This is a genomic window from Nonomuraea sp. NPDC049637 (assembly GCF_040675235.1).
GTDB lineage: Bacteria > Actinomycetota > Actinomycetes > Streptosporangiales > Streptosporangiaceae > Nonomuraea.
In genome coordinates this window covers 87802-106642 of sequence record NZ_JBFAOM010000019.1, presented here as the reverse complement: position 1 = coordinate 106642, position 18841 = coordinate 87802, and the positions used below count along the sequence as shown (strand labels likewise).

Here is an 18841-nt window from a genome sequence, read left to right as displayed (position 1 = left end):
GAGGGCCCAACGACGGCCCAGTGACGGTCCGGCGACGGTCCGGCGACGGCTCAGCGCTGGAGGATGTCGCGGATGCGGGCGGACGCCTCGTCGAGCACGGTGTGCAGCTCGTGCAGCTTCTGCGTGGTCAGGGCGGCGTCGGCGGCCTCCGTGCGGGCCTGGGCCACGAAGTCGGCGAGCAGCTCGCCCAGCTCGCTGTCGAGCTCGGTCCGGCGCACGGTGTCGCCGCCGAGCGTGGTCCAGATGTCCGACCAGATCCGGCGCCACTCGCCGGCCAGCCGGTCGCTCTCCACCTGCCACTGGTTGGCGTGCGCCATCCACTGCCGCTTCTGCTGCTCCTTGAGCCGCTTGAGCTCCTCGGCCCGCGCCTTGGCGTCGTCGTGGGCGCCGGTGCGCACGTCCTTGGCCATCCGGGTCAGCTCGTCGCGCAGCGACTTCACCGTGTCGCGAACGTCCTCCTTGACCTCGCGGGCGATGTCCCGCACGGAGGCGGAGATCTCCTGCTCCAGGTCGTCGAGCTCGTCGAGCCGGGCGTTGAGCTCCTCGCGGCCCTTGTCGGTGATGGAGAACACCTTCTTGCCCTCGATCACCTCGTGCGTGACCAGGCCCTCCTCCTCCAGGCGGGCCAGTCGCGGGTAGATCGTGCCGGGCGAGGGCGAGTAGACGCCGAGGAAGCGGTCCTGGAGCAGCCGGATGACCTCGTATCCGTGCCGCGGGCTCTCCTCCAGCAGCTTGAGCAGGTACAGCCGGAGCCGGCCGTGACCGAAGACAGGGCTCATTCCTTCTCTCCCTTGAGCAGCGCGACCTCGCCCGAGACGGTGTACGCCGACAGTGAGGCCATGCCGCCCCCCAGCCGTCCGGACAGGGTCTTGGAGCCGGGACTGTTGTCCGCCGACAGGCCGCCGAACGTGGAGCTCAGCCTGCCGGAGGTGGACCTCATGGTGACGTCGGACTCGACGTTCTCCGGCACCCGCACCAGGATGGCACCCGAGACGCTGTTGAGCGTCACATGACTCGTCGGCCGCAGCCTCAGGTCGGCGGTGATGCGGCCGGACACCGTGCTGGCCTTGAGCCGGCGCGGGCTGCCGTCGGCGAGGGTCAGCTCGCCCGAGACGGTCTTCAGCGCCAGGTCGCCCTCCATGGCCCGGCTCTCGATCGAGCCGGAGACCGTGGTGGCGCTCACCTCGCCGCTCACGCCGTCGAGGACGACCTCGGAGGACACGCTCTTGACCCGGGTGGACCGCTCGAACCCGGCCAGCACCGTGGACGCCGAGACCACCTCCGTGTTCACCCGGCAGCCCTTGGGCACGGTGAGCGTGAGGTTGGTCCCGCGCTTGTCGCGCCGCAGCCAGCCGAGCAGCCCGTCCAGGGTCAGGCCCTCGTAGGCGACGACCAGCTCCTTGGTCAGCGCGTCGTAGCTGACCAGCAACGGCGCGGCCGACTCGATCTCCGTCAGCTCCAGCGTGGGCGGGCCCTCGCTGGCCAGGACGGCCAGCCTGCCGGCGACGATCCGCACGTCAAGTGACTCAACCGGCCCGAACGTGAGCTGCTCGGGAGCGTTCAGCGTCCACTTCTCCATGAACGTATGCCTCCTCGACGAGTACGTCTCCTACGAGAACACGATATGTCGCGTTACTCGAAAACTCAAGATGTATCGCGTCTTGGCGGCGGAATCCCGTCAGTCGTCGTCCTCGTCGTCGAGGCGGGCCAGCCAGGTGGCCAGCCGCTCGATCGGGGTCTCGAACTCGGGGTTGAGATCGACGAACTCGCGCAGCCGCTCGCCCAGCCACAGCACGCTGACCTCTTCCTCGCCCCGCCGATCGACCAGCTCCTCGATCCCTCGATCGGTGAAGTACATGGGTTTCTCCTTCGTGCAGGCAGGGTCGGCACCCTGCCGGTCAACACAGAAGCCCCCGGCCGGACGGCCGGGGGCTCACTGGCGGCCTGCTCAGCCGAAGAGCTGGTGGAGGATCTCCTCCAGCTCGGTGTCGTGCGAGTTGTGCGAACCCGTCGCGGGCGAGCTGTTCGGGGTCCGCGAGACGCGGCGCAGCGACCGGCCGCCGAGCGTCTGCGGGTCTTCGGCCAGCTTCAGCGTCAGGTAGGGCCACGGGCCCATGTTCACCGGCTCGTCCTGGGCCCACACCAGCTCGGCCTGCTGCCCGTAGCGGGCCAGCTCGGCGGTGAGCTCCTCGGTGGGGAACGGGTAGAGCCGCTCGAGACGGACGATCGCGACGTCGTCGCGGCCCGTCTTGTCGCGCTGCGCGGCCAGGTCGTAGTAGAGCTTGCCCGAGACCAGAACGATCCGGGTGACCTTGGCCGGGTCGACCGTGGTGTCGCCGATGACCGGCTGGAAGGTGCCGGTGGTGAAGTCGGACGCCTTCGACGTGGCCGCCTTGTGCCGCAGCAGCGACTTGGGCGTGAAGACCACCATCGGCTTGCGCCGGTTCGACTCCACCTGCCAGCGCAGCAGGTGGAAGTAGTTGGCCGGCGTGGACGGCTGCGCGACCGTCATGTTGTCGAGCGCGCAGACCTGCAGGAACCGCTCGATCCTGGCCGAGGAGTGGTCGGGGCCCTGGCCCTCGTAGCCGTGCGGCAGCAGCAGCACGACCGAGGAGCGCTGGCCCCACTTCTGCTCACCGGACGAGATGAACTCGTCGATGATCGTCTGGGCGCCGTTGACGAAGTCGCCGAACTGCGCCTCCCAGGCCACCAGGGCGTCCGGACGCACGACGCTGTAGCCGTACTCGAAGCCCAGCGCCGCGAACTCGCTGAGCAGCGAGTCGTAGACGTAGAACTTCGTGGTGCCCTCGTTGAACTGCTTCAGCGGCGTGTGGTCGGCGCCGGTCATCCGGTCGACCAGCACCGCGTGGCGCTGGGTGAACGTGCCGCGCCGGGAGTCCTGGCCGACCAGGCGCACCGGGTGGCCGTCGATCAGCAGCGAGCCGAACGCCAGCGTCTCGCCCATCGCCCAGTCGATCGAGTCGGTCTCGACCATCTGACCGCGGCGCTGCAGCACCGGCGCCAGGCGCGGGTGCGGCGTGAAGCCCTCGGGCAGGTTGAGCTGGGTGTCGACGATGCGCTTGAGCGTCTCGTCGCTGATCGCCGTCGGCGTGTCGGCGTGGGACCACTTGACGACCTCGGCCGGGGGCACCCGCATGGCGGCCGCCTCCTTGGGCTTCTTGGCCGCCTCGCGCGTCTCGGTGAACGCCTGCTCCAGCTTGGCCTGGTAGTCGCGCAGCGCCGACTCGGCCTCCTCGACCGTGATGTCGCCCCGGCCGATCAGCGCCTCGGTGTAGAGCTTGCGGGTGGAGCGCTTGGCGTCGATCAGGTCGTACATCAGCGGCTGGGTGAAGGCGGGGTTGTCGCCCTCGTTGTGGCCGCGGCGGCGGTAGCAGATGAGGTCGATGACGACGTCCTTGCGGAACGCCTGGCGGTATTCGTAGGCCAGCTGGCCCACGCGCACCACGGCCTCGGGGTCGTCGCCGTTGACGTGGAAGATCGGCGCCTGGATCATCCGCGCGACGTCGGTCGCGTAGACCGACGAGCGGGAGGAGGCCGGCGAGGTGGTGAAGCCCACCTGGTTGTTGACCACCACGTGCACGGTGCCGCCGGTGCGGTAGCCGCGCAGCTGCGACAGGTTGAGCGTCTCGGCCACCACGCCCTGGCCGGCGAAGGCCGCGTCGCCGTGGACGAGGACGGGAAGGACGGTGAAGCCCTCCTCGCCGCGCTCCAGGAGGTCCTGCTTGGCGCGGACGACGCCCTCCAGCACCGGGTCGACCGCCTCCAGGTGGGAGGGGTTGGCCACCACGGACGCCGTGATCGTCTTGCCGCTCGGGGCGGTGAACTCGCCGCTCGCGCCCAGGTGGTACTTGACGTCGCCGGAGCCGTGGGCGGTGCGCGGGTCGATGTTGCCCTCGAACTCGCCGAAGATCTGCGCGTAGGACTTGCCCACGATGTTGGCCAGCACGTTGAGCCGGCCGCGGTGGGCCATGCCGATGACGACCTCGTCGAGGCCCTCGTCGGCGGCGTCGCTGATCACCGAGTCGAGCAGCGGGATCAGGGACTCGCCGCCCTCCAGCGAGAAGCGCTTCTGGCCGACGAACTTCGTCTGCAGGAACGTCTCGAACGCCTCGGCGGTGTTGAGCCGGGACAGGATGTTGAGCTGCTCGTCGCGCTCGGGCGAGGCGTGCGGCTTCTCCACCCGCGCCTGGATCCAGGCCCGCTCCTCGGGGTTCTGGATGTGCATGTACTCGATGCCGACCGTGCGGCAGTAGGAGTCGCGCAGCACGCCCAGGATCTCGCGGAGCTTCATCAGCGGACGGCCGCCGAAACCGCCCGTGGCGAACTCGCGCTCGAGGTCCCACAGGGTCAGCCCGTGGGACTGGATGTCGAGGTCGGGGTGCTTGCGCTGCTTGTACTCCAGCGGGTCGGTCTCGGCCATCAGGTGGCCGCGCACGCGGTAGGCGTGGATCAGCTCGATGACCCGGGCCGACTTGGCCACGTCGTCGTCGTGCGAGGCCGAGATGTCCTGGACCCAGCGCACCGGCTCGTACGGGATGCGCAGCGCCTCGAAGATCTCGTCGTAGAAGCCGTCCTCGCCGAGCAGCAACCGGTGGATCTGGCGCAGGAAGTCGCCCGACTGGGCGCCCTGGATGATCCGGTGGTCGTAGGTGCTGGTCAGCGTCATGACCTTGGAGACGGCCAGGCGCGACAGCGTGTCGGGCGAGGCGCCCTGGTACTCGGCCGGGTATTCCATCGCGCCGACGCCGATGATCGTGCCCTGGCCGGGCATGAGGCGCGGAACGGAGTGGACGGTGCCGATCGTGCCGGGGTTGGTCAGCGAGATCGTGGTGCCGGAGAAGTCGTCGACGCCCAGCTTGCCCGCGCGGGCCTTGCGGACGACCTCTTCGTAGGCCACCCAGAACTGGCGGAAGTCCATCTCCTCGGCGCCCTTGATCGAGGGCACGAGGAGCTGGCGCTCACCGTTGCTCTTCTGGACGTCGATCGCCAGGCCGAACCCGACGTGCTCGGGCTTGACCAGCGTGGGCTTGCCGTCGACCTCCGTGTAGGAGTAGTTCATCTCCGGCATCGCCTTCAGCGCCTTGACGATCGCGAAGCCGATCAGGTGGGTGAAGGAGATCTTGCCGCCACGCCCCCGCTTGAGGTGATTGTTGATCACGATGCGGTTGTCGATGAGCAGCTTGGCCGGGATGGCCCGGACGCTGGTCGCCGTGGGGACAGTCAGGGACAGGTCCATGTTGGCGGCCGTGCGCGCGGCGGCGCCGCGCAGCTTCACCTCCTCGGCGCCCTTGGGCACCGGGGTGGCCGGCTGCTTCGGCTTCTCGGCTGCCGGAGGCGCCTTCGGCGGCGCCTTGGGAGGTGCGGGCGCGGTCGCAGTGCCGTTCGCCGCCTCCCTGACCGGGGTCCGGCCCGGTCCGTAATCAGGGTTGTAGTCAGCGAAGAAGTTCCACCAGGCCTTGTCGACAGACTCTGGATCTTGAAGATACTTCTGGTACAGCTCGTCGACAAGCCACTCGTTCTGACCAAAGCTTGCCAGCGGGTTTGTCCGCGACGACTCAGACGACACGGCGGAAATCGCCCTCTTCCGCAGATCGGCGTTGATGTTAGAGAACCTGTCCAAGGCTACTCGCCCGGACCGGCAGCGCGCGCCGAAGAGCACGCGCCGCCTCGAACGATCCTCTCAGGACACGCCGAAGAGGTCACGCCCGCCTAGTCAATCCAGGGAGAGCCGCCATTGTTACTGTTTGGTATCAACGTATGGCCGGCAGGTTTATTTCCCTCCGGGCACGATTCTGCTGGTGATCCGCACCCCGGGTGACAGCTCCTCCAGCAGCTCCGCCAGCTCCTTGCCGGCCTGCTGGAGCTCCTCCATCGACATCGGCTCCAGCCGTTCGAGGAGGAAGATCGCGTTGGTCGTCTCCTCGGTGAGGCGGGTGCGCGCCACCTGACGCCAGTTCCACCGGCGGCAGGTCACGCCGGCGTCGTCGCGCCAGATCACCTCGCCGGGCTCGGGCTGCCCGAGCGCCTCCTCGGAGTGCTCGTCGCCGGTCGCCCGCACCAGCCGGGCCGGGCCCTGGTAGCGGTCGAGGTCCTCGCCGCCGATGGGCAGCGCGTGCTTGACGCTGATCGTGTTGTACGCGTCGACCACCCGGTTGATCTCGGGCAGCGGCATGCGCCGGGTCAGGGCGTCGACCGAGGGCCGGGTGCGCTGCGGCTTGGCGCCGAAGGCGCGGTAGGCGTCCTTCCAGGCGTCGATCTTGTCGGCCTGGACCTCGCGCGCCGACGCCTCGGCCAGCCAGGCGCGGGTGCGGTCGTCGGTGGGGCCGTTCCGCAGGCCGTGGGCCAGCATCACCAGCACGGCGAAGTCGGGGCGCAGGGCGAGGACGGCGTCGTCCACGCGGATGTCGTCGAGCATGCGCCCAGTCTAGAAGGGGGGCGAATTCGCAAAAATCACTTTGCAAAAAAGCCTTTGCGGTCTAGGGTCGTGCTCATGGAGGAGCAGTACAGGATCAGTGACCCGCAGGTGCTCAAAGTGGTCGCCCACCCCTTGCGGGTGCGGCTGCTCGGGCTGCTGCGCAGCGACGGCCCGGCCACCGCCAGCGAGCTGGGCCGCAAGGTCGGCGAGAGCTCCGGCTCGACCAGCTACCACCTGCGGGAGCTGTTCAAGTACGGCTTCATCGAGGAGGACCCCGACCGGCGCGACGGCCGCGAGCGCCGCTGGCGGGCCCGCCACCGCTACACCTCCTGGGACAGCGGCGAGCTGTCCGGCACCGCGGAGGGCCGCGAGGCGGTCCGGATCATGCGGATGCGCCAGGTCGAGGCGCTCGCCCGCGTCGCCCAGGACTACGACGAGCGCCGCTGGCCGCCGGAGTGGGTGCGGGCGGCGGGGATGAGCGACGACTTCGTGCGGCTGCCGCCGGCCGGGCTGCTGGAGTTCGACGAGCGGGTCGAGGAGCTGCTCCGCGAGCTGACCGCCCGCTACGCCGGGGACCCCGACGCCCGGCAGGTGCACGTCTGGCGGGGGGCCTTCCCCCGCGAGGGCTTCCCCCGGGCCGGCGACGACGAAGAGGAGCAGAACCGATGACCGCTCGTTCCGCCCTGCGGCGCTACATGCTCGTCAGCTTCCTGACCTGGCTGCCGCTGGGGCTCATGGTCGCCTGCATGGTGCTGCTGATGACCGAGAGAGGGCTCGGCCTGGCCCAGGTCGGCCTGTCGGTGACCGTCTTCTCGGTGGTCACCGCGAGCCTGGAGCTGCCCACCGGCGGCCTGGCCGACGTCGTCGGGCGGCGCGCGGTGCTGGCCTGCTCGGCGGTGTTCACCGCGGCGGCCCTGGCGCTGATGAGCGTCTCCACCGCGTTCTGGATGTTCCTGGTCAGCGGCGTGCTCAAGGGGGTGGGCAGGGCCCTGTCCAGCGGCCCGGCGACCTCCTGGTACGTCGACACGCTGCACGGCATCGAGGGCGAGGGGGCCGACCTCAAGCCCGGCCTCGCGCGCGGCGGCGCGATGGAGTCGGTGGCGTTGTGCGTCGGCGTGCTGCTGGGCGGGGCGGTACCGATGCTGGTGCCGCCGGAGCTGGTGACGCCGCTCGCCGTGCCGCCGCTGCTGGGGGCGGGCGCGGCCGTCGTGCTGCTGGTCGTGGTGATGTTCGCGCTGCCCGAGCCGGCGCACGCGCGGCGGTCGCTGGGCGGCGTGCTGCGCGAGGTGCCCGCCACGGTGGTCGCCGGGATCCGGCTGGCGGCCGGGGGCGCGGTGCTGCGCCGCCTGATGGCCGCCGCGGCGGCGTCCGGCGTGCTGCTGATGACGATCGAGCTGCTGACCCCCGGCCGCCTGGCCGAGCTGGCCGGCACGGCCGAGCGCGGCAGCCTGTTCTACGCCGTCGTGGCGGCCCTGGGCTACGCCGCCAGCGCCACCGGCAGCGTGCTGGCCCCACGCGTGGCGCGCCTGGCCGGGAGCTCGGCCAGGGGGGCCGTCGCGGGCGCGGTGCTCTGCGCGCTGTCGGTCGGCTCGCTGGCCGCCACCGCCGGGGTGGACGGCGTGCCCGGCCTGGTGGCGGCCGGGCTGGCCTACCTCGTCATGTTCGCCGGGCTGTCGGTGACCGGGCTGCTCTGCCTGGAGATGCAGCACAACGCGGTCTCCGCCGCCGAGCGCACGACGGTCACCTCGACGTCCTCGCTCTCGCTCCAGGCGGGCGGGGTGCTGGCCAACTCCACGCTCGGCGTCCTGGCCGCGCAGGCGGGCGCGTCGGCCGCCTGGTGGGTGGCCTCCGGGGTGGTGCTGGCCTCGGCGCTGCTGTTCGTCGCGATGCCGAGGCCGGGGGTCACAGGCTCCAGTCGAGTTCCGGTCCTACCGGAACGATCCTGCTCGGGTTGATGTTCGTCTGGGTCATGTAGTAGTGGCGTCTGATGTGGTCGAAGTCCGTGGTGTCGCGGAAGGCGGGGATCGCGTAGAGCCTGCGGGTGTACGCCCACAACGCCGGATAGTCGGTCAGCCGCCTGATCGAGCACTTGAAATGGCTGTGATAGACCGTGTCGAACCTGACCAGCGTGGTGAACAGCCGCACGTCGCTGTCGGTGAGCGTGCCGAAGAGGAACTCCGACTCCGCCAGGCGCACCTCCAGCAGGTCGAGCGTGGTGAACACCCGGGTGACCGCCTCCTCGTACGCCTGCTGCCCGCGGGCGAAGCCGGCCTCGTAGACCGCGTTGTTGAGGCCGTGGTAGAGGCGGTCGTTCATGATGTCGATGTCCGGGCGCAGGCGTTCGGGGTACAGGTCGGGCGCGCTGCCCCACGACGTCTCCAGGTCGAGGGTGATCTGCGGGAAGTCGTTGGTGACCAGGCGTTCTTCCTGGATGTCCCAGATGCACGGCACGGTGTAGCGGCCCGTGTAGCCCGGTTCGGTCGCGTGGTAGAGCTCCGACAGGTACGGCGGGTCGCCGTCGGGGATCCGCCAGCCCTTCTCGTCGCGGATGGGGTCGACGATCGTGACGTCCAGCAGGTCCTCCAGGCGGAGCAGGGCGCGGACGATCAGCACGCGCTGTGCCCATGGGCAGGCGTAGGAGGCGTAGAGCCGGTAGCGGCCGGGCTCGGGCGGCCCGAGCCGTTCGGTGAAGCGGTTCGGCTGCCGGACGAAGCGGCCATCGTCTGAGATCTCGCGGCTCAGCTTCATGACCCCTAGTAGAACATGATTCGGGACCAGAACTATATTCGGGGCCATGGCTAAGTTCGTGGTGACTCCTTCCAGCGTGGCGCAGCGTGAGGCATGGATGAGCGGGGCGGTTCCGGCGGTCGAGCGGGTCCGGCCGGGGCTGTGGTCGATCCCGGTGCCCATCCCGGTCAACCCGCTGCGGTACGTGCTGGTCTACGCCCTCGAACTGCCCGGCGGCGTGGCCATCGTGGACGCCGGATGGAACACCGACGAGGCCTACGACGCCCTGTCCGCCGGGCTCGCCGTGGCCGGCTACGGGATCGCCGACGTCAGGGCCGTCCTGGTCACCCACCTGCACCCCGACCACTACGGCCTGGCCGGACGCGTCCGCGAGGCGTCGGGCGCCTGGATCGGGCTGCACCCGGCCGACGCCAACCTCGTGCGCGAACGGTACGACGACGACGCCATCGACTCGCTCGTCCAGCGGGAGCGGGCCCTGCTCCGGCGCTCCGGCGTGCCCGACCTGAGCCTGGACGAGCTGGCCGGAGCCTCCATGATGATCAGGCACATGGTCACGATGGCCCGTCCCGACCGGCTGATCGAGGACGGCGAGGACCTCGGCCTGCCCGGCTGGGACCTGCGGGCCGTCTGGACCCCCGGCCACACGCCCGGCCACCTGTGCTTCGTCTCGCCGGAGCGCAGGCTGCTGCTCTCCGGCGACCACGTGCTGGCGAAGATCACGCCGATCGTGGCCGTGCACCCCCAGTCGGGTCCCGATCCGCTGGCCGACTACCTCGGCTCGCTGGCCGCCGTCCGCGAGCTGGAGGTGGACGAGGTGCTGCCCGGCCACGAGTACCGCTTCCTGGAACTGGCCGGACGCGTCGACCACGTGCTGGCGCACCACGACGAGCGGCTGGCCGAGATCGAGCGCGTCGTCGGCGAGGACGACGGCGTGACCTGCTGGGACGTCGCCACCCGGCTGAGCTGGTCGCGCCCCTGGGAGACGATCCCGCCGTTCATGCGCCGGGCGGCCAACAACGAGACGCTGGCCCACCTGGTATGGCTGGCCGGACGGGGCAGGGTACGCCGGGAGGAGGGCGAGCCCGAGCTCTGGAGACGCGCCTGAGCCGGTCGGTTATCGTACTCCTACCAGAATGTTGTTCTCTTGCTCTGGAGGTTCGATGCTTCGGTTCGATGACAGGGTCGCGATCATCACGGGCGCCGGGCACGGCCTCGGCAGGGCGCACGCGCTCCTGCTCGCCGAGCGGGGCGCCAAGGTCGTGGTCAACGACCTCGGCGGCGCGCTCGACGGCACCGGCGCCTCCACCGGCCCCGCCGCCGAGGTGGTCGAGCTCATCACCAAGAACGGCGGCCAGGCCGTCGCCAACGCCGACAACGTCGCCACCCCCGAGGGCGCGAGGGCGCTCGTGCAGACGGCCGTCGACGCGTTCGGCCGGGTCGACATCGTCGTCAACAACGCGGGCATCCTGCGGGACCGGTCGTTCGGCAAGATGACCGTCGAGGACTTCGACAGCGTGCTTGCCGTGCACGTGCGCGGGTCGTACCTGGTCAGCCAGGCCGCCTACCCGCTGATGAAGGAGGCCGGGTACGGCCGCGTCGTCAACACCTCCAGCCCGGCCGGCCTGTTCGGCAACTTCGGCCAGGCCAACTACTCCACGGCCAAGATGGGCCTGGTCGGGCTGACCAAGACGCTGGCCGTCGAGGGCGCGCGCAACGGCATCAAGGCCAACGCCATCGCCCCCATCGCCTGGACCAGGATGACCGAGGCGCTGCTGCCGGCCGAGTTCGAGGCCAAGTTCACGCCCGAGCGGGTGAGCGCGCTGGTCGCCTACCTCGTGCACGACTCGTGCGAGTCGAGCGGGGAGGTGTTCACCGTCGGCGGCGGGCGGGTGGCCCGCGTGTTCGTGGCCGAGGGGCCCGGCTGGAAGGCCGACGACCTCACCCCCGAGGCGATCGCCGACAACTGGGGCTCGGTGATGGCCGAGCAGCCGTACGTGCTGACCGCCGGCGACTCGATGAAGGCCATGCTCTAGCGCCGCGGCCTGCCGGAAGCCGGTCATCGCCCGCCGGGGCGGTGGCCGGCTTCCGTACGTTCGGGAGGGTTCCGGCGAACGTCTCATGCCAGGCTTTGTTCGATCTTCGGCATAAGTCCGCGAGGTTCGGTCGAATCAGACTCTTGATTTGCCGCATGAGTGATCTTATTGTTCCCGCATGACCCCCCAGCCGGGCTCGGCTGCCGACGTCCTGACGCTCATCAGCGCCGGATCGGCGACCACCCGTTCCGATCTCGCGCGCCTCACCGGACTGGCCAGATCCACGATCTCCCAGCGGGTCGACGCGCTCATCGAGCGCGGCCTGGTCGAGGAGACCGAGAGCGGCGAGTCCACCGGCGGCCGTCCCCCGCGCCAGCTCCGCCTGCACACCGAGGAGCACGCCTTCGCCGGCGTCGACCTCGGCGCCACCCACTGCCGGGTCGCGCTCATGGACCTGACCGGGGGCCTGCTGGCCGAGTGCGAAGACCCGCTGGAGATCGGCGAGGGCCCCGACAAGGTGCTCGCCCACGTCGACCAGCGGCTCGACCGGCTGCTCGTTGAGGCCGGGCGGCCCCGCGCCGCGCTGCGCGCCATCGGCATCGGCGTGCCCGGCCCGGTGGAGTTCGCCACCGGCCGCCCCAACAACCCGCCGATCATGCCCGGCTGGAACGACTACCCCGTCCCCGAGTACTTCGACGGCATCCAGGTGCTGGTCGACAACGACGTCAACGTCATGGCGCTCGGCGAGCATCGCAACGCCTTCGCCGGCACCAGCCACCTGCTGTTCGTCAAGGTCGGCACCGGCATCGGCTGCGGCATCGTGGCCGACGGCAAGCTCCACAGGGGAGCCCAGGGCTCGGCCGGCGACATCGGGCACATCCGCGTCAGCGGCCACGACGACGCCGGCTGCCGCTGCGGCAACAGCGCCTGCCTGGAGGCCGTGGCCGGCGGCGCCGCCATCGCCCGCCGGCTCGCCGAGCTCGGCCTGGCCGCCGAGAGCGGCGCCGACGTCGTCGCGCTCGTCCAGGCGGGCAACACCCAGGCGCTGCGGCTGGTCAGGGAGGCCGGCCGGCTCATCGGCGAGGTGCTGGCCGGCCTGGTCAACTTCTTCAACCCCGAGGTCATCGTCATCGGCGGCGCGCTGTCCCGCGTCCACGAGCACCTCCTGGCCGGCATCAGGGAGACCATCTACCGCCGGTCCCTGCCGCTGGCCACCCACCACCTGTCCATCACCCCGAGCCGCACCGGGATCAACGCCGCCGCTCTCGGCGCGGGCCTGCTCGCCATCGAGCACTACCTGTCACCGGACAACATCAACCGCATCGTCAACGCCTGAAGGGGACCCCCGATGCTGGTCATGAAGGGCATCGTCAAGCAGTTCCCCGGCGTGCGCGCGCTCGACGGGGTCGATCTCGACGTACGGGCGGGCGAGGTCCACTGCCTGCTCGGCCAGAACGGCGCCGGCAAATCCACCCTGATCAAGGTGCTGGCCGGCGTCCACCAGCCCGACGAGGGCACGATCGTCCTCAACGACGCGCCCGTCCGGCCCGCCGGCCCCATCGACGCCATCCGGCTCGGCTTCGCCACCATCTACCAGGAACTCGACCTAGTCGACGGCCTCAGCGTCGCCGAGAACATCTTCCTCGGCCACGAGCACGCCCGCTTCGGGTTCGTCAACCGCCAGGCCGGCCGCCGGGCCGCCCGCGAGGTGCTGGAACGCCTCGGCCACGGCGAGATCCGCCCCTCCACCGAGGTCGGACGGCTCTCACCGGCCGCCAAACAGGTCGTCTCGATGGCCCGCGCCCTCTCCCACGACGCCCGCCTGATCATCATGGACGAGCCGTCGGCCGCCCTGGCCCACGACGAGGTCGCCAACCTGTTCCGCATCATCCGCGAGCTCACCGCCCAGGGCGTCGCCGTCGTCTACATCTCCCACCGGCTGGAGGAGATCCGCGAGATCGGCGACCGCGTCACCGTGCTCAAGGACGGGCGCACCGTCGCCGTCGGCCTGCCCGCCCGCGACACGCCCACCGCCCGCATCGTCTCCCTCATGACCGGCCGCAACGTCGAGTACGTCTTCCCGCCCCGCCCCACCCGGCCGCCCGGCGAGGAGGTGCTGCGCGTGGAGAGCCTGACCGCGCCCGGCCTCTTCGCCGACGTCTCCTTCTCCGTGCGCGCCGGGGAGATCGTCGGACTGGCCGGGCTGGTCGGCAGCGGACGCTCCGAGATCCTGGAGGCCGTCTACGGAGCCCGGCCCGCCACCGGCCGGGTCACGCTCGACGGCCGCCCGGCCCGCCGCCGCGTGACCGGCGCCGTCCGGCAGGGCATGGGCCTGGCCCCCGAGGAGCGCAAGGCCCAGGCCCTGCTGCTCGACCAGAGCGTCACCGCGAACATCACGCTCGGCACGCTGCCGCAGTTCGCCAGGTTCGGCTGGATCGACCGCGGCCGCGAGCGGGCCGAGGCCGCCCGCCTGGCCCAGCTCCTCGACATCCGCCCGCCCGACCCCGAGCGCCCGATCAGGACCCTGTCGGGCGGCAACCAGCAGAAGGCCGTGCTCGCCCGCTGGCTGCTCGGCGGACGCAAGCTGCTGCTGCTCGACGAGCCCACCCGCGGCGTCGACGTCGGCGCCCGCGCCGAGCTGTACGCCGTCATCCGCGACCTGGCCGACCAGGGCATCGGCGTGCTGCTGGTCTCCAGCGAGGTGCCCGAGGTGCTGGGGCTCGCCGACCGGGTGCTCGTGCTGCGCGAGGGCGCCGTCATCCACGAGGGCGAGGCGGCCGGCCTGGACGAGCACCGCGTACTGGACATGATCATGGATGGGAGGGCCGCGTGATGAGCGACCCCATAGAGGCGCCAGAACGACCCGCCGCCGGGCTCTCCCGGCCGAGACCGTCCCTGCTGAACGGGGTCGCCGAGATCCGCCACCTCGGCCTGCTGGGCGCGCTGGCGCTGCTCGTCGTCGTCGGCCTGGTCACCCGGTTCGACAACTTCGCCACCACCTCCAACCTGGTCAGCATCCTGGCCCTGGCCGCCACGATCGGAGTGATCACCGTCGGGGCCACCTTCGTGATCATCGGCGGCGGCATCGACCTGTCCGTCGGCGCCGTCATGGCCCTCGCCTCGGTCTGGGCGACCACGCTGGCCACCCAGTCGTACGGGCCGGTGGTGATGGCCGTCTGCGCGATCCTCGTCGGCACCGGGGCCGGCCTGGTCAACGGGCTGCTGATCGCCTACGGGCGGATGGTGCCGTTCATCGCCACCCTGGCCATGCTGGTGGCCGCCCGCGGCCTGGCCCAGCGCATGTCCGACAGGAAGACGCAGCTCATCCAGGTCGAGGGCATCGTGCAGCTGTCCACCACCCGGCTGCTCGGCATCCCGCTGCTGGTCTACGTGTTCGCCCTGGTCGTGGTGCTGGGGTGGATCGTCCTGAACCGCACCACGTTCGGCCGCCGCACGTACGCGGTCGGGGGCAACCCCGAGGCGGCCAGGCTGGCCGGCATCGACGTACGCAGGCACACGATGCTCCTGTACGCCCTGTCCGGCTTCTGCTGCGGCGTCGCCGCGATCCTCATCATGGCCCGTACGACGACCGGCTCGTCCACCCACGGCGACCTGTACGAGCTCGACGCCATCGCCGCCGTCATCATCGGCGGCACCCTGCTCACCGGAGGCCGGGGCACGATCATCGGCTCGATCCTGGGCCTGCTGATCTTCACCCTCATCACGAACCTGTTCATCCTCAACGGGCTCAACACCAGCGACCAGCTGATCGCCAAGGGCCTGATCATCGTCGTCGCCGTCCTTCTCCAGCGGCGGAACCTGAAAGCGAGAGCATCATGAGTGAGAACGTCGCGCGCAGGGGATTCCTCGTCGGCGGGGCAGTGCTGTTAGCGGCGGGTTGCACCAGCAACGAGCCGGCGGCCGCTCCCTCGTCGGCGGCGCCCGCGCCCGCCCCCGCCGCGAGCGGCAACGACGAACCCGGCCAGAAGGTGACGATCGGCTTCTCCGCGCCGGCCGCCGACCACGGCTGGATCGCGGCCATCGCCAAGAACGCCGAGAGCGCGGCCAAGCAGTACGGCGACGTCGACTTCAAGGCCGTCGAGCCGACCAACGACATCAACCAGCAGATCTCCGCCGTCGAGTCGCTGATCGCGGCCAAGGTGAACGCCCTGGTCATCCTGCCGAACGACGGCCAGCAGCTCAACCAGGTCGCGCTGCAGGCGACGCAGGCGGGCATCCCGGTGATCAACCTCGACCGGGTGTTCCCCGACAAGCTGGCCTACCGCACGTGGATCGGCGGCGACAACTACGGCATGGGCGTCGCGGCCGGGCACTACATCGGCAAGCAGCTCAAGGACAAGGGCGTCGCGAACCCGGTGATCGTCGAGATCCAGGGCATCGCCACGCTGCCGCTGACCCAGGACCGCAGCAAGGGCTTCGCCGACGCGCTGAAGACGTACGGGTTCAGCGTCACGGCCAAGCAGGACGCCAAGTTCACCGTCGAGACCGGCAACCAGGTGGCGACCTCGCTGCTGCAGGCGCACAAGAAGATCGACGCCCTGTGGAACCACGACGACGACCAGGGCGTCGGCGTGCTGGCCGCCATCAAGGAGGCGAACCGCGACGAGTTCGTCATGGTGGGCGGCGCCGGCTCGCTGAACGCCATGAAGGAGATCCAGGCCGGCACGTCGGTGCTCAAGGCCACCGTCACCTACAGCCCCACGATGGCCTCCTCGGCCGTCAAGCTCGCCAGGTTGATCGCGCAGGGCAAGGGCATGAGTGACCTCGTGGAGAACCAGGTTCCCCAGTCGATCACCCTCGCGTCCGAGACGATCACCAAGGAGAACGTCGACAAGTATCTGGCGCTCGGATTCGAATCCTGATCGGGGGTTGCATGTCAGACAAGACCACCATCGGCGTGGGCATGATCGGCTACGCGTTCATGGGCCGCGTCCACTCCCAGGCCTGGCGGAGCGTCGGGGCGTTCTTCGACCTGCCGCTCGCGCCGCGCATGGCGGTGCTGGCGGGCCGGTCGAAGGAGCAGACCGCCGCCGCGGCGGCCCGGCTCGGCTGGGCCGACGTCGAGACGGACTGGCGGGAGCTGGTCCGGCGGGACGACGTGCAGATCGTCGACATCTGCACGCCGGGCGACTCGCACGCCGAGATCGCGATCGCCGCGTTGCGCGCCGGCAAGCACGTGATCTGTGAGAAACCGCTGGCCAACACCGTCGCCGAGGCCGAGGCCATGGTCGCGGCGGCGGCCGCGGCGCCGGGCAGGAGCATGGTGGCCTTCAACTACCGGCGGGTCCCGGCGGTCGCGCTGGCCCGCCGGTACGTCGAGGAGGGCAGGCTCGGCGAGATCCGGCACGTACGCGCCCAGTACCTCCAGGACTGGATCGTGGACCCGGAGTTCCCGCTGGTGTGGCGGTTGCAGAAGGACAAGGCGGGGGCGGGGGCGCTCGGCGACATCGGCTCGCACATCGTGGACGCCGCCGAGTTCGTCACCGGCCAGCGCGTGGCAGGCGTGTCGGGGCTGACGGAGACGTTCGTCAAGGAGCGTCCGCTGGCGGGGGAGTCGGCGGGGCTGGCGGCGTCCCGCGCCGAGGAGCGGGGGGCGGTCACGGTCGACGACGCCGCGCTGTTCATCGGCCGGATGTCGGGCGGCGCGCTGGCCTCCTTCGAGGCCACCAGGTTCGCGACCGGGCGCAAGAACGCGATGCGCATCGAGGTCAACGGGCAGCTCGGCAGCCTGGCGTTCGACTTCGAGTCCATGAACGAGCTGTGGTTCAGCGAGGGCGGGCGCGGGTTCGAGCGGATCCTGGTGACCGAGCCCGACCATCCCTACGTGGGGGCGTGGTGGCCGCCGGGGCACGGGCTCGGCTACGAGCACACCTTCACCCACGAGATCAAGGACTTCCTGGAGGCCGTCGCGACCGGCGCCGACCCTTCGCCGTCGTTCGCCGACGGGCTGCGGGTGCAGCGCGTGCTGGCGGCGGTGGAGGCGAGCGCGGCCGACGGCGGCCGGTACACCCCTGTGGAGGACTGATGAGACCAGTAACGCTGTTCACCGGGCAATGGGCGGACCTGCCGTTCGAGGACGTGTGCAGGCTGGCGGCCGAATGGGGCTACGACGGCCTGGAGATCGCCTGCTCGGGTGACCACTTCGACGTGGCGCAGGCGGTGGCGGACCCGTCGTACGTGGAGCAGAAGCGCGCCCAGCTCGACAAACACGGCCTGAAGGTGTGGACGATCTCCAACCACCTCGTCGGCCAGGCCGTCTGCGACCATCCGATCGACGAGCGGCACAAGGCGATCCTGCCGGCGCGCATCTGGGGCTCGGGCGACCCGGAGTCGGTGCGGCGGGCCGCGGCCGAGGACATGAAGGACACCGCGCGGGCGGCCGCGGCGCTCGGCGTGGACACGGTGGTGGGGTTCACCGGGTCGTCGATCTGGCACACCGTGGCCATGTTCCCGCCGGTGCCGGCGTCGATGGTGGAGGCCGGCTACCAGGACTTCGCCGACCGCTGGAACCCGATCCTCGACGTGTTCGACGAGGTGGGGGTGCGCTTCGCGCACGAGATCCACCCGAGCGAGATCGCCTACGACTACTACACGACGCAGCGGACGCTGGAGGCGATCGGGCATCGTCCGGCGTTCGGGCTGAACTGGGACCCGTCGCACATGGTGTGGCAGGACCTCGACCCGGTGGCGTTCATCCTCGACTTCAAGGACCGCATCTACCACGTCGACTGCAAGGACACCCGGGTCCGGATCGGCGACGGGCGCAAGGGGCGGCTGTCGTCGCACCTGCCGTGGGCGGACATGCGCCGGGGATGGGACTTCGTCTCGACCGGGCGCGGTGACGTGCCGTGGGAGGACTGCTTCCGGGCGCTCAACTCGATCGGGTACGACGGGCCGATCTCGATCGAGTGGGAGGACGCGGGGATGGACCGGCTGGACGGCGCCCGGGAGGCGCTGGGGTACATCCGGCGGCTGAACTCCATCACGCCGCCCGCCACGGCCTTCGACGCGGCCTTCTCCACCACGTAGGGCCTGCCGGTCACGGGCCGGGCGACCGCGCGCCCGGCCCGTGCCAGTCGTCGGGGGCGGGCCGGACGTCCAGGGCGGGCCGGCGCGCGGTCATCAGCCCGACGATCATGATCAGCCCGCAGACCAGGAACGGCCAGCCGTACGGCCGTCGTGGCGCCCACCCGTCGAAGGTGGTCGCCACCCCCACCAGGGTGACGGCCGCCGCCGCGAGCCACCCGAGTGCCCGCCCGGCCACGCGGGCGCGCAGCGCCGCCAGCAGGACCGCCAGCACGATCCCCGGCCAGGCCATGAGGACGAGGTCCCAGGCGTGCGCGGGGCCCGGCGCGTGGGCGCGCAGCGCGCCGTTCAGCGGGCCGGCGGCGAGGTAGAGCGGGAAGGCCATGACGACCATGGCCAGGTCGCCGTACCGGCCGTCGCCCAGGCGGCCGTCCTGGGTCAGCCAGGTCAGCGTCAGCACCGCGGCCCCGTACGCGCCCGGCGCGAGCGCCGCCGACAATCCCTGGACCCTGGCGATGGCTGCGATCATCGGACGCCTTCCCCTGCCATGTCACCGCTCCGGCGACCCCACGCTAGA

Annotated in this window: 17 protein-coding genes; 10 read left to right on the top strand and 7 right to left on the bottom strand. The window is 70.8% G+C overall.

Annotated elements, in window-relative coordinates:
* Positions 1 to 50: 50 nt before the first annotated feature.
* The 5 genes from AB0J71_RS25760 to AB0J71_RS25740 all read right to left on the bottom strand — a co-directional run bounded on the left by AB0J71_RS25760 (position 51) and on the right by AB0J71_RS25740 (position 6436).
* Positions 51 to 779, bottom strand: coding sequence for a helix-turn-helix transcriptional regulator (locus AB0J71_RS25760; protein WP_352323534.1), 729 nt, complete (start codon positions 777 to 779; stop codon positions 51 to 53).
* On the bottom strand, positions 776 to 1579 hold the full coding sequence (locus tag AB0J71_RS25755) for a DUF4097 family beta strand repeat-containing protein (RefSeq protein WP_364416391.1): 804 nt from the start codon (positions 1577 to 1579) through the stop codon (positions 776 to 778). The genes AB0J71_RS25760 and AB0J71_RS25755 overlap by 4 nt, the downstream gene beginning before the upstream one ends.
* Before the next feature lie 99 nt (positions 1580 to 1678).
* Positions 1679 to 1858, bottom strand: coding sequence for a DUF6104 family protein (locus AB0J71_RS25750; RefSeq protein WP_352323532.1), 180 nt, complete (start codon positions 1856 to 1858; stop codon positions 1679 to 1681).
* A gap of 90 nt (positions 1859 to 1948) precedes the next feature.
* Positions 1949 to 5587 carry a multifunctional oxoglutarate decarboxylase/oxoglutarate dehydrogenase thiamine pyrophosphate-binding subunit/dihydrolipoyllysine-residue succinyltransferase subunit gene (locus AB0J71_RS25745; RefSeq protein WP_352323531.1) on the bottom strand — a complete coding sequence of 1213 codons (3639 nt, stop codon included), beginning with the start codon at positions 5585 to 5587 and terminating at the stop codon, positions 1949 to 1951.
* A gap of 204 nt (positions 5588 to 5791) precedes the next feature.
* Entirely contained in the window at positions 5792 to 6436 is a 645-nt protein-coding gene (locus AB0J71_RS25740; RefSeq protein WP_364416389.1) for a phenylalanine--tRNA ligase beta subunit-related protein, read from the bottom strand.
* Positions 6437 to 6511: 75 nt separating this feature from the next.
* Between AB0J71_RS25740 and AB0J71_RS25735 the strand changes: the two genes are divergently transcribed.
* On the top strand, positions 6512 to 7105 hold the full coding sequence (locus AB0J71_RS25735) for a helix-turn-helix domain-containing protein (RefSeq protein WP_352323529.1): 594 nt from the start codon (positions 6512 to 6514) through the stop codon (positions 7103 to 7105).
* Positions 7102 to 8391: an MFS transporter gene (locus tag AB0J71_RS25730; protein WP_364416387.1), complete on the top strand. Its 1290-nt coding sequence runs from the start codon at positions 7102 to 7104 to the stop codon at positions 8389 to 8391. The genes AB0J71_RS25735 and AB0J71_RS25730 overlap by 4 nt, the downstream gene beginning before the upstream one ends.
* Here the strand turns inward: AB0J71_RS25730 and AB0J71_RS25725 are convergent.
* Positions 8339 to 9184: a glutathione S-transferase C-terminal domain-containing protein gene (locus tag AB0J71_RS25725; RefSeq protein WP_352323527.1), complete on the bottom strand. Its 846-nt coding sequence runs from the start codon at positions 9182 to 9184 to the stop codon at positions 8339 to 8341. The genes AB0J71_RS25730 and AB0J71_RS25725 overlap by 53 nt on opposite strands.
* 46 nt (positions 9185 to 9230) lie before the next feature.
* Here AB0J71_RS25725 and AB0J71_RS25720 point away from each other — a divergent pair, with 46 nt between their 5' ends.
* The 8 genes from AB0J71_RS25720 (at position 9231) to AB0J71_RS25685 (ending at position 18267) form a co-directional block, all read left to right on the top strand.
* A complete protein-coding gene (locus AB0J71_RS25720; RefSeq protein WP_352323526.1) occupies positions 9231 to 10289 on the top strand; it encodes an MBL fold metallo-hydrolase in 1059 nt (352 codons plus the stop codon).
* Positions 10290 to 10344: 55 nt separating this feature from the next.
* The gene (locus tag AB0J71_RS25715; protein WP_352323525.1) at positions 10345 to 11217 is read left to right on the top strand and encodes an SDR family oxidoreductase; all 873 of its coding nucleotides are present in this window, start codon (positions 10345 to 10347) and stop codon (positions 11215 to 11217) included.
* 178 nt (positions 11218 to 11395) lie between these two features.
* Entirely contained in the window at positions 11396 to 12553 is a 1158-nt protein-coding gene (locus tag AB0J71_RS25710) for an ROK family transcriptional regulator (protein WP_352323524.1), read from the top strand.
* 12 nt (positions 12554 to 12565) lie between these two features.
* On the top strand, positions 12566 to 14050 hold the full coding sequence (locus AB0J71_RS25705; protein ID WP_352323523.1) for a sugar ABC transporter ATP-binding protein: 1485 nt from the start codon (positions 12566 to 12568) through the stop codon (positions 14048 to 14050).
* Positions 14050 to 15057 carry an ABC transporter permease gene (locus AB0J71_RS25700; RefSeq protein ID WP_352323522.1) on the top strand — a complete coding sequence of 336 codons (1008 nt, stop codon included), beginning with the start codon at positions 14050 to 14052 and terminating at the stop codon, positions 15055 to 15057. Before AB0J71_RS25705 ends, AB0J71_RS25700 begins: the two co-directional genes overlap by 1 nt.
* Entirely contained in the window at positions 15054 to 16100 is a 1047-nt protein-coding gene (locus AB0J71_RS25695; RefSeq protein ID WP_352323521.1) for an ABC transporter substrate-binding protein, read from the top strand. The genes AB0J71_RS25700 and AB0J71_RS25695 overlap by 4 nt, the downstream gene beginning before the upstream one ends.
* Positions 16101 to 16111: 11 nt before the next feature.
* Entirely contained in the window at positions 16112 to 17263 is a 1152-nt protein-coding gene (locus AB0J71_RS25690) for a Gfo/Idh/MocA family oxidoreductase (RefSeq protein WP_352323520.1), read from the top strand.
* Positions 17260 to 18267, top strand: a complete 1008-nt coding sequence (locus AB0J71_RS25685) for a sugar phosphate isomerase/epimerase family protein (RefSeq protein WP_364416443.1) — start codon at positions 17260 to 17262, stop codon at positions 18265 to 18267. The genes AB0J71_RS25690 and AB0J71_RS25685 overlap by 4 nt, the downstream gene beginning before the upstream one ends.
* A gap of 10 nt (positions 18268 to 18277) precedes the next feature.
* On the opposite strand, the gene AB0J71_RS25680 is transcribed toward AB0J71_RS25685, so the two are convergent.
* Positions 18278 to 18793, bottom strand: a complete 516-nt coding sequence (locus AB0J71_RS25680; protein WP_364416385.1) for a hypothetical protein — start codon at positions 18791 to 18793, stop codon at positions 18278 to 18280.
* Positions 18794 to 18841: the final 48 nt, after the last annotated feature.

What these genes read in the sequence shown, in the direction of transcription:
- AB0J71_RS25695 (WP_352323521.1), top strand. Translation starts at nt 15,054, where the DNA reads ATGAGTGAGAACGTCGCGCGCAGGGGATTCCTCGTCGGCGGGGCAGTG.
- AB0J71_RS25710 (WP_352323524.1), top strand. Translation starts at nt 11,396, where the DNA reads ATGACCCCCCAGCCGGGCTCGGCTGCCGACGTCCTGACGCTCATCAGC.
- AB0J71_RS25740 (WP_364416389.1), bottom strand. Translation starts at nt 6,436, where the DNA reads ATGCTCGACGACATCCGCGTGGACGACGCCGTCCTCGCCCTGCGCCCC.
- AB0J71_RS25680 (WP_364416385.1), bottom strand. Translation starts at nt 18,793, where the DNA reads ATGATCGCAGCCATCGCCAGGGTCCAGGGATTGTCGGCGGCGCTCGCG.
- AB0J71_RS25725 (WP_352323527.1), bottom strand. Translation starts at nt 9,184, where the DNA reads ATGAAGCTGAGCCGCGAGATCTCAGACGATGGCCGCTTCGTCCGGCAG.
- AB0J71_RS25705 (WP_352323523.1), top strand. Translation starts at nt 12,566, where the DNA reads ATGCTGGTCATGAAGGGCATCGTCAAGCAGTTCCCCGGCGTGCGCGCG.
- AB0J71_RS25755 (WP_364416391.1), bottom strand. Translation starts at nt 1,579, where the DNA reads ATGGAGAAGTGGACGCTGAACGCTCCCGAGCAGCTCACGTTCGGGCCG.
- AB0J71_RS25700 (WP_352323522.1), top strand. Translation starts at nt 14,050, where the DNA reads ATGAGCGACCCCATAGAGGCGCCAGAACGACCCGCCGCCGGGCTCTCC.
- AB0J71_RS25760 (WP_352323534.1), bottom strand. Translation starts at nt 779, where the DNA reads ATGAGCCCTGTCTTCGGTCACGGCCGGCTCCGGCTGTACCTGCTCAAG.
- AB0J71_RS25720 (WP_352323526.1), top strand. Translation starts at nt 9,231, where the DNA reads ATGGCTAAGTTCGTGGTGACTCCTTCCAGCGTGGCGCAGCGTGAGGCA.
- AB0J71_RS25715 (WP_352323525.1), top strand. Translation starts at nt 10,345, where the DNA reads ATGCTTCGGTTCGATGACAGGGTCGCGATCATCACGGGCGCCGGGCAC.
- AB0J71_RS25735 (WP_352323529.1), top strand. Translation starts at nt 6,512, where the DNA reads ATGGAGGAGCAGTACAGGATCAGTGACCCGCAGGTGCTCAAAGTGGTC.
- AB0J71_RS25750 (WP_352323532.1), bottom strand. Translation starts at nt 1,858, where the DNA reads ATGTACTTCACCGATCGAGGGATCGAGGAGCTGGTCGATCGGCGGGGC.
- AB0J71_RS25690 (WP_352323520.1), top strand. Translation starts at nt 16,112, where the DNA reads ATGTCAGACAAGACCACCATCGGCGTGGGCATGATCGGCTACGCGTTC.
- AB0J71_RS25730 (WP_364416387.1), top strand. Translation starts at nt 7,102, where the DNA reads ATGACCGCTCGTTCCGCCCTGCGGCGCTACATGCTCGTCAGCTTCCTG.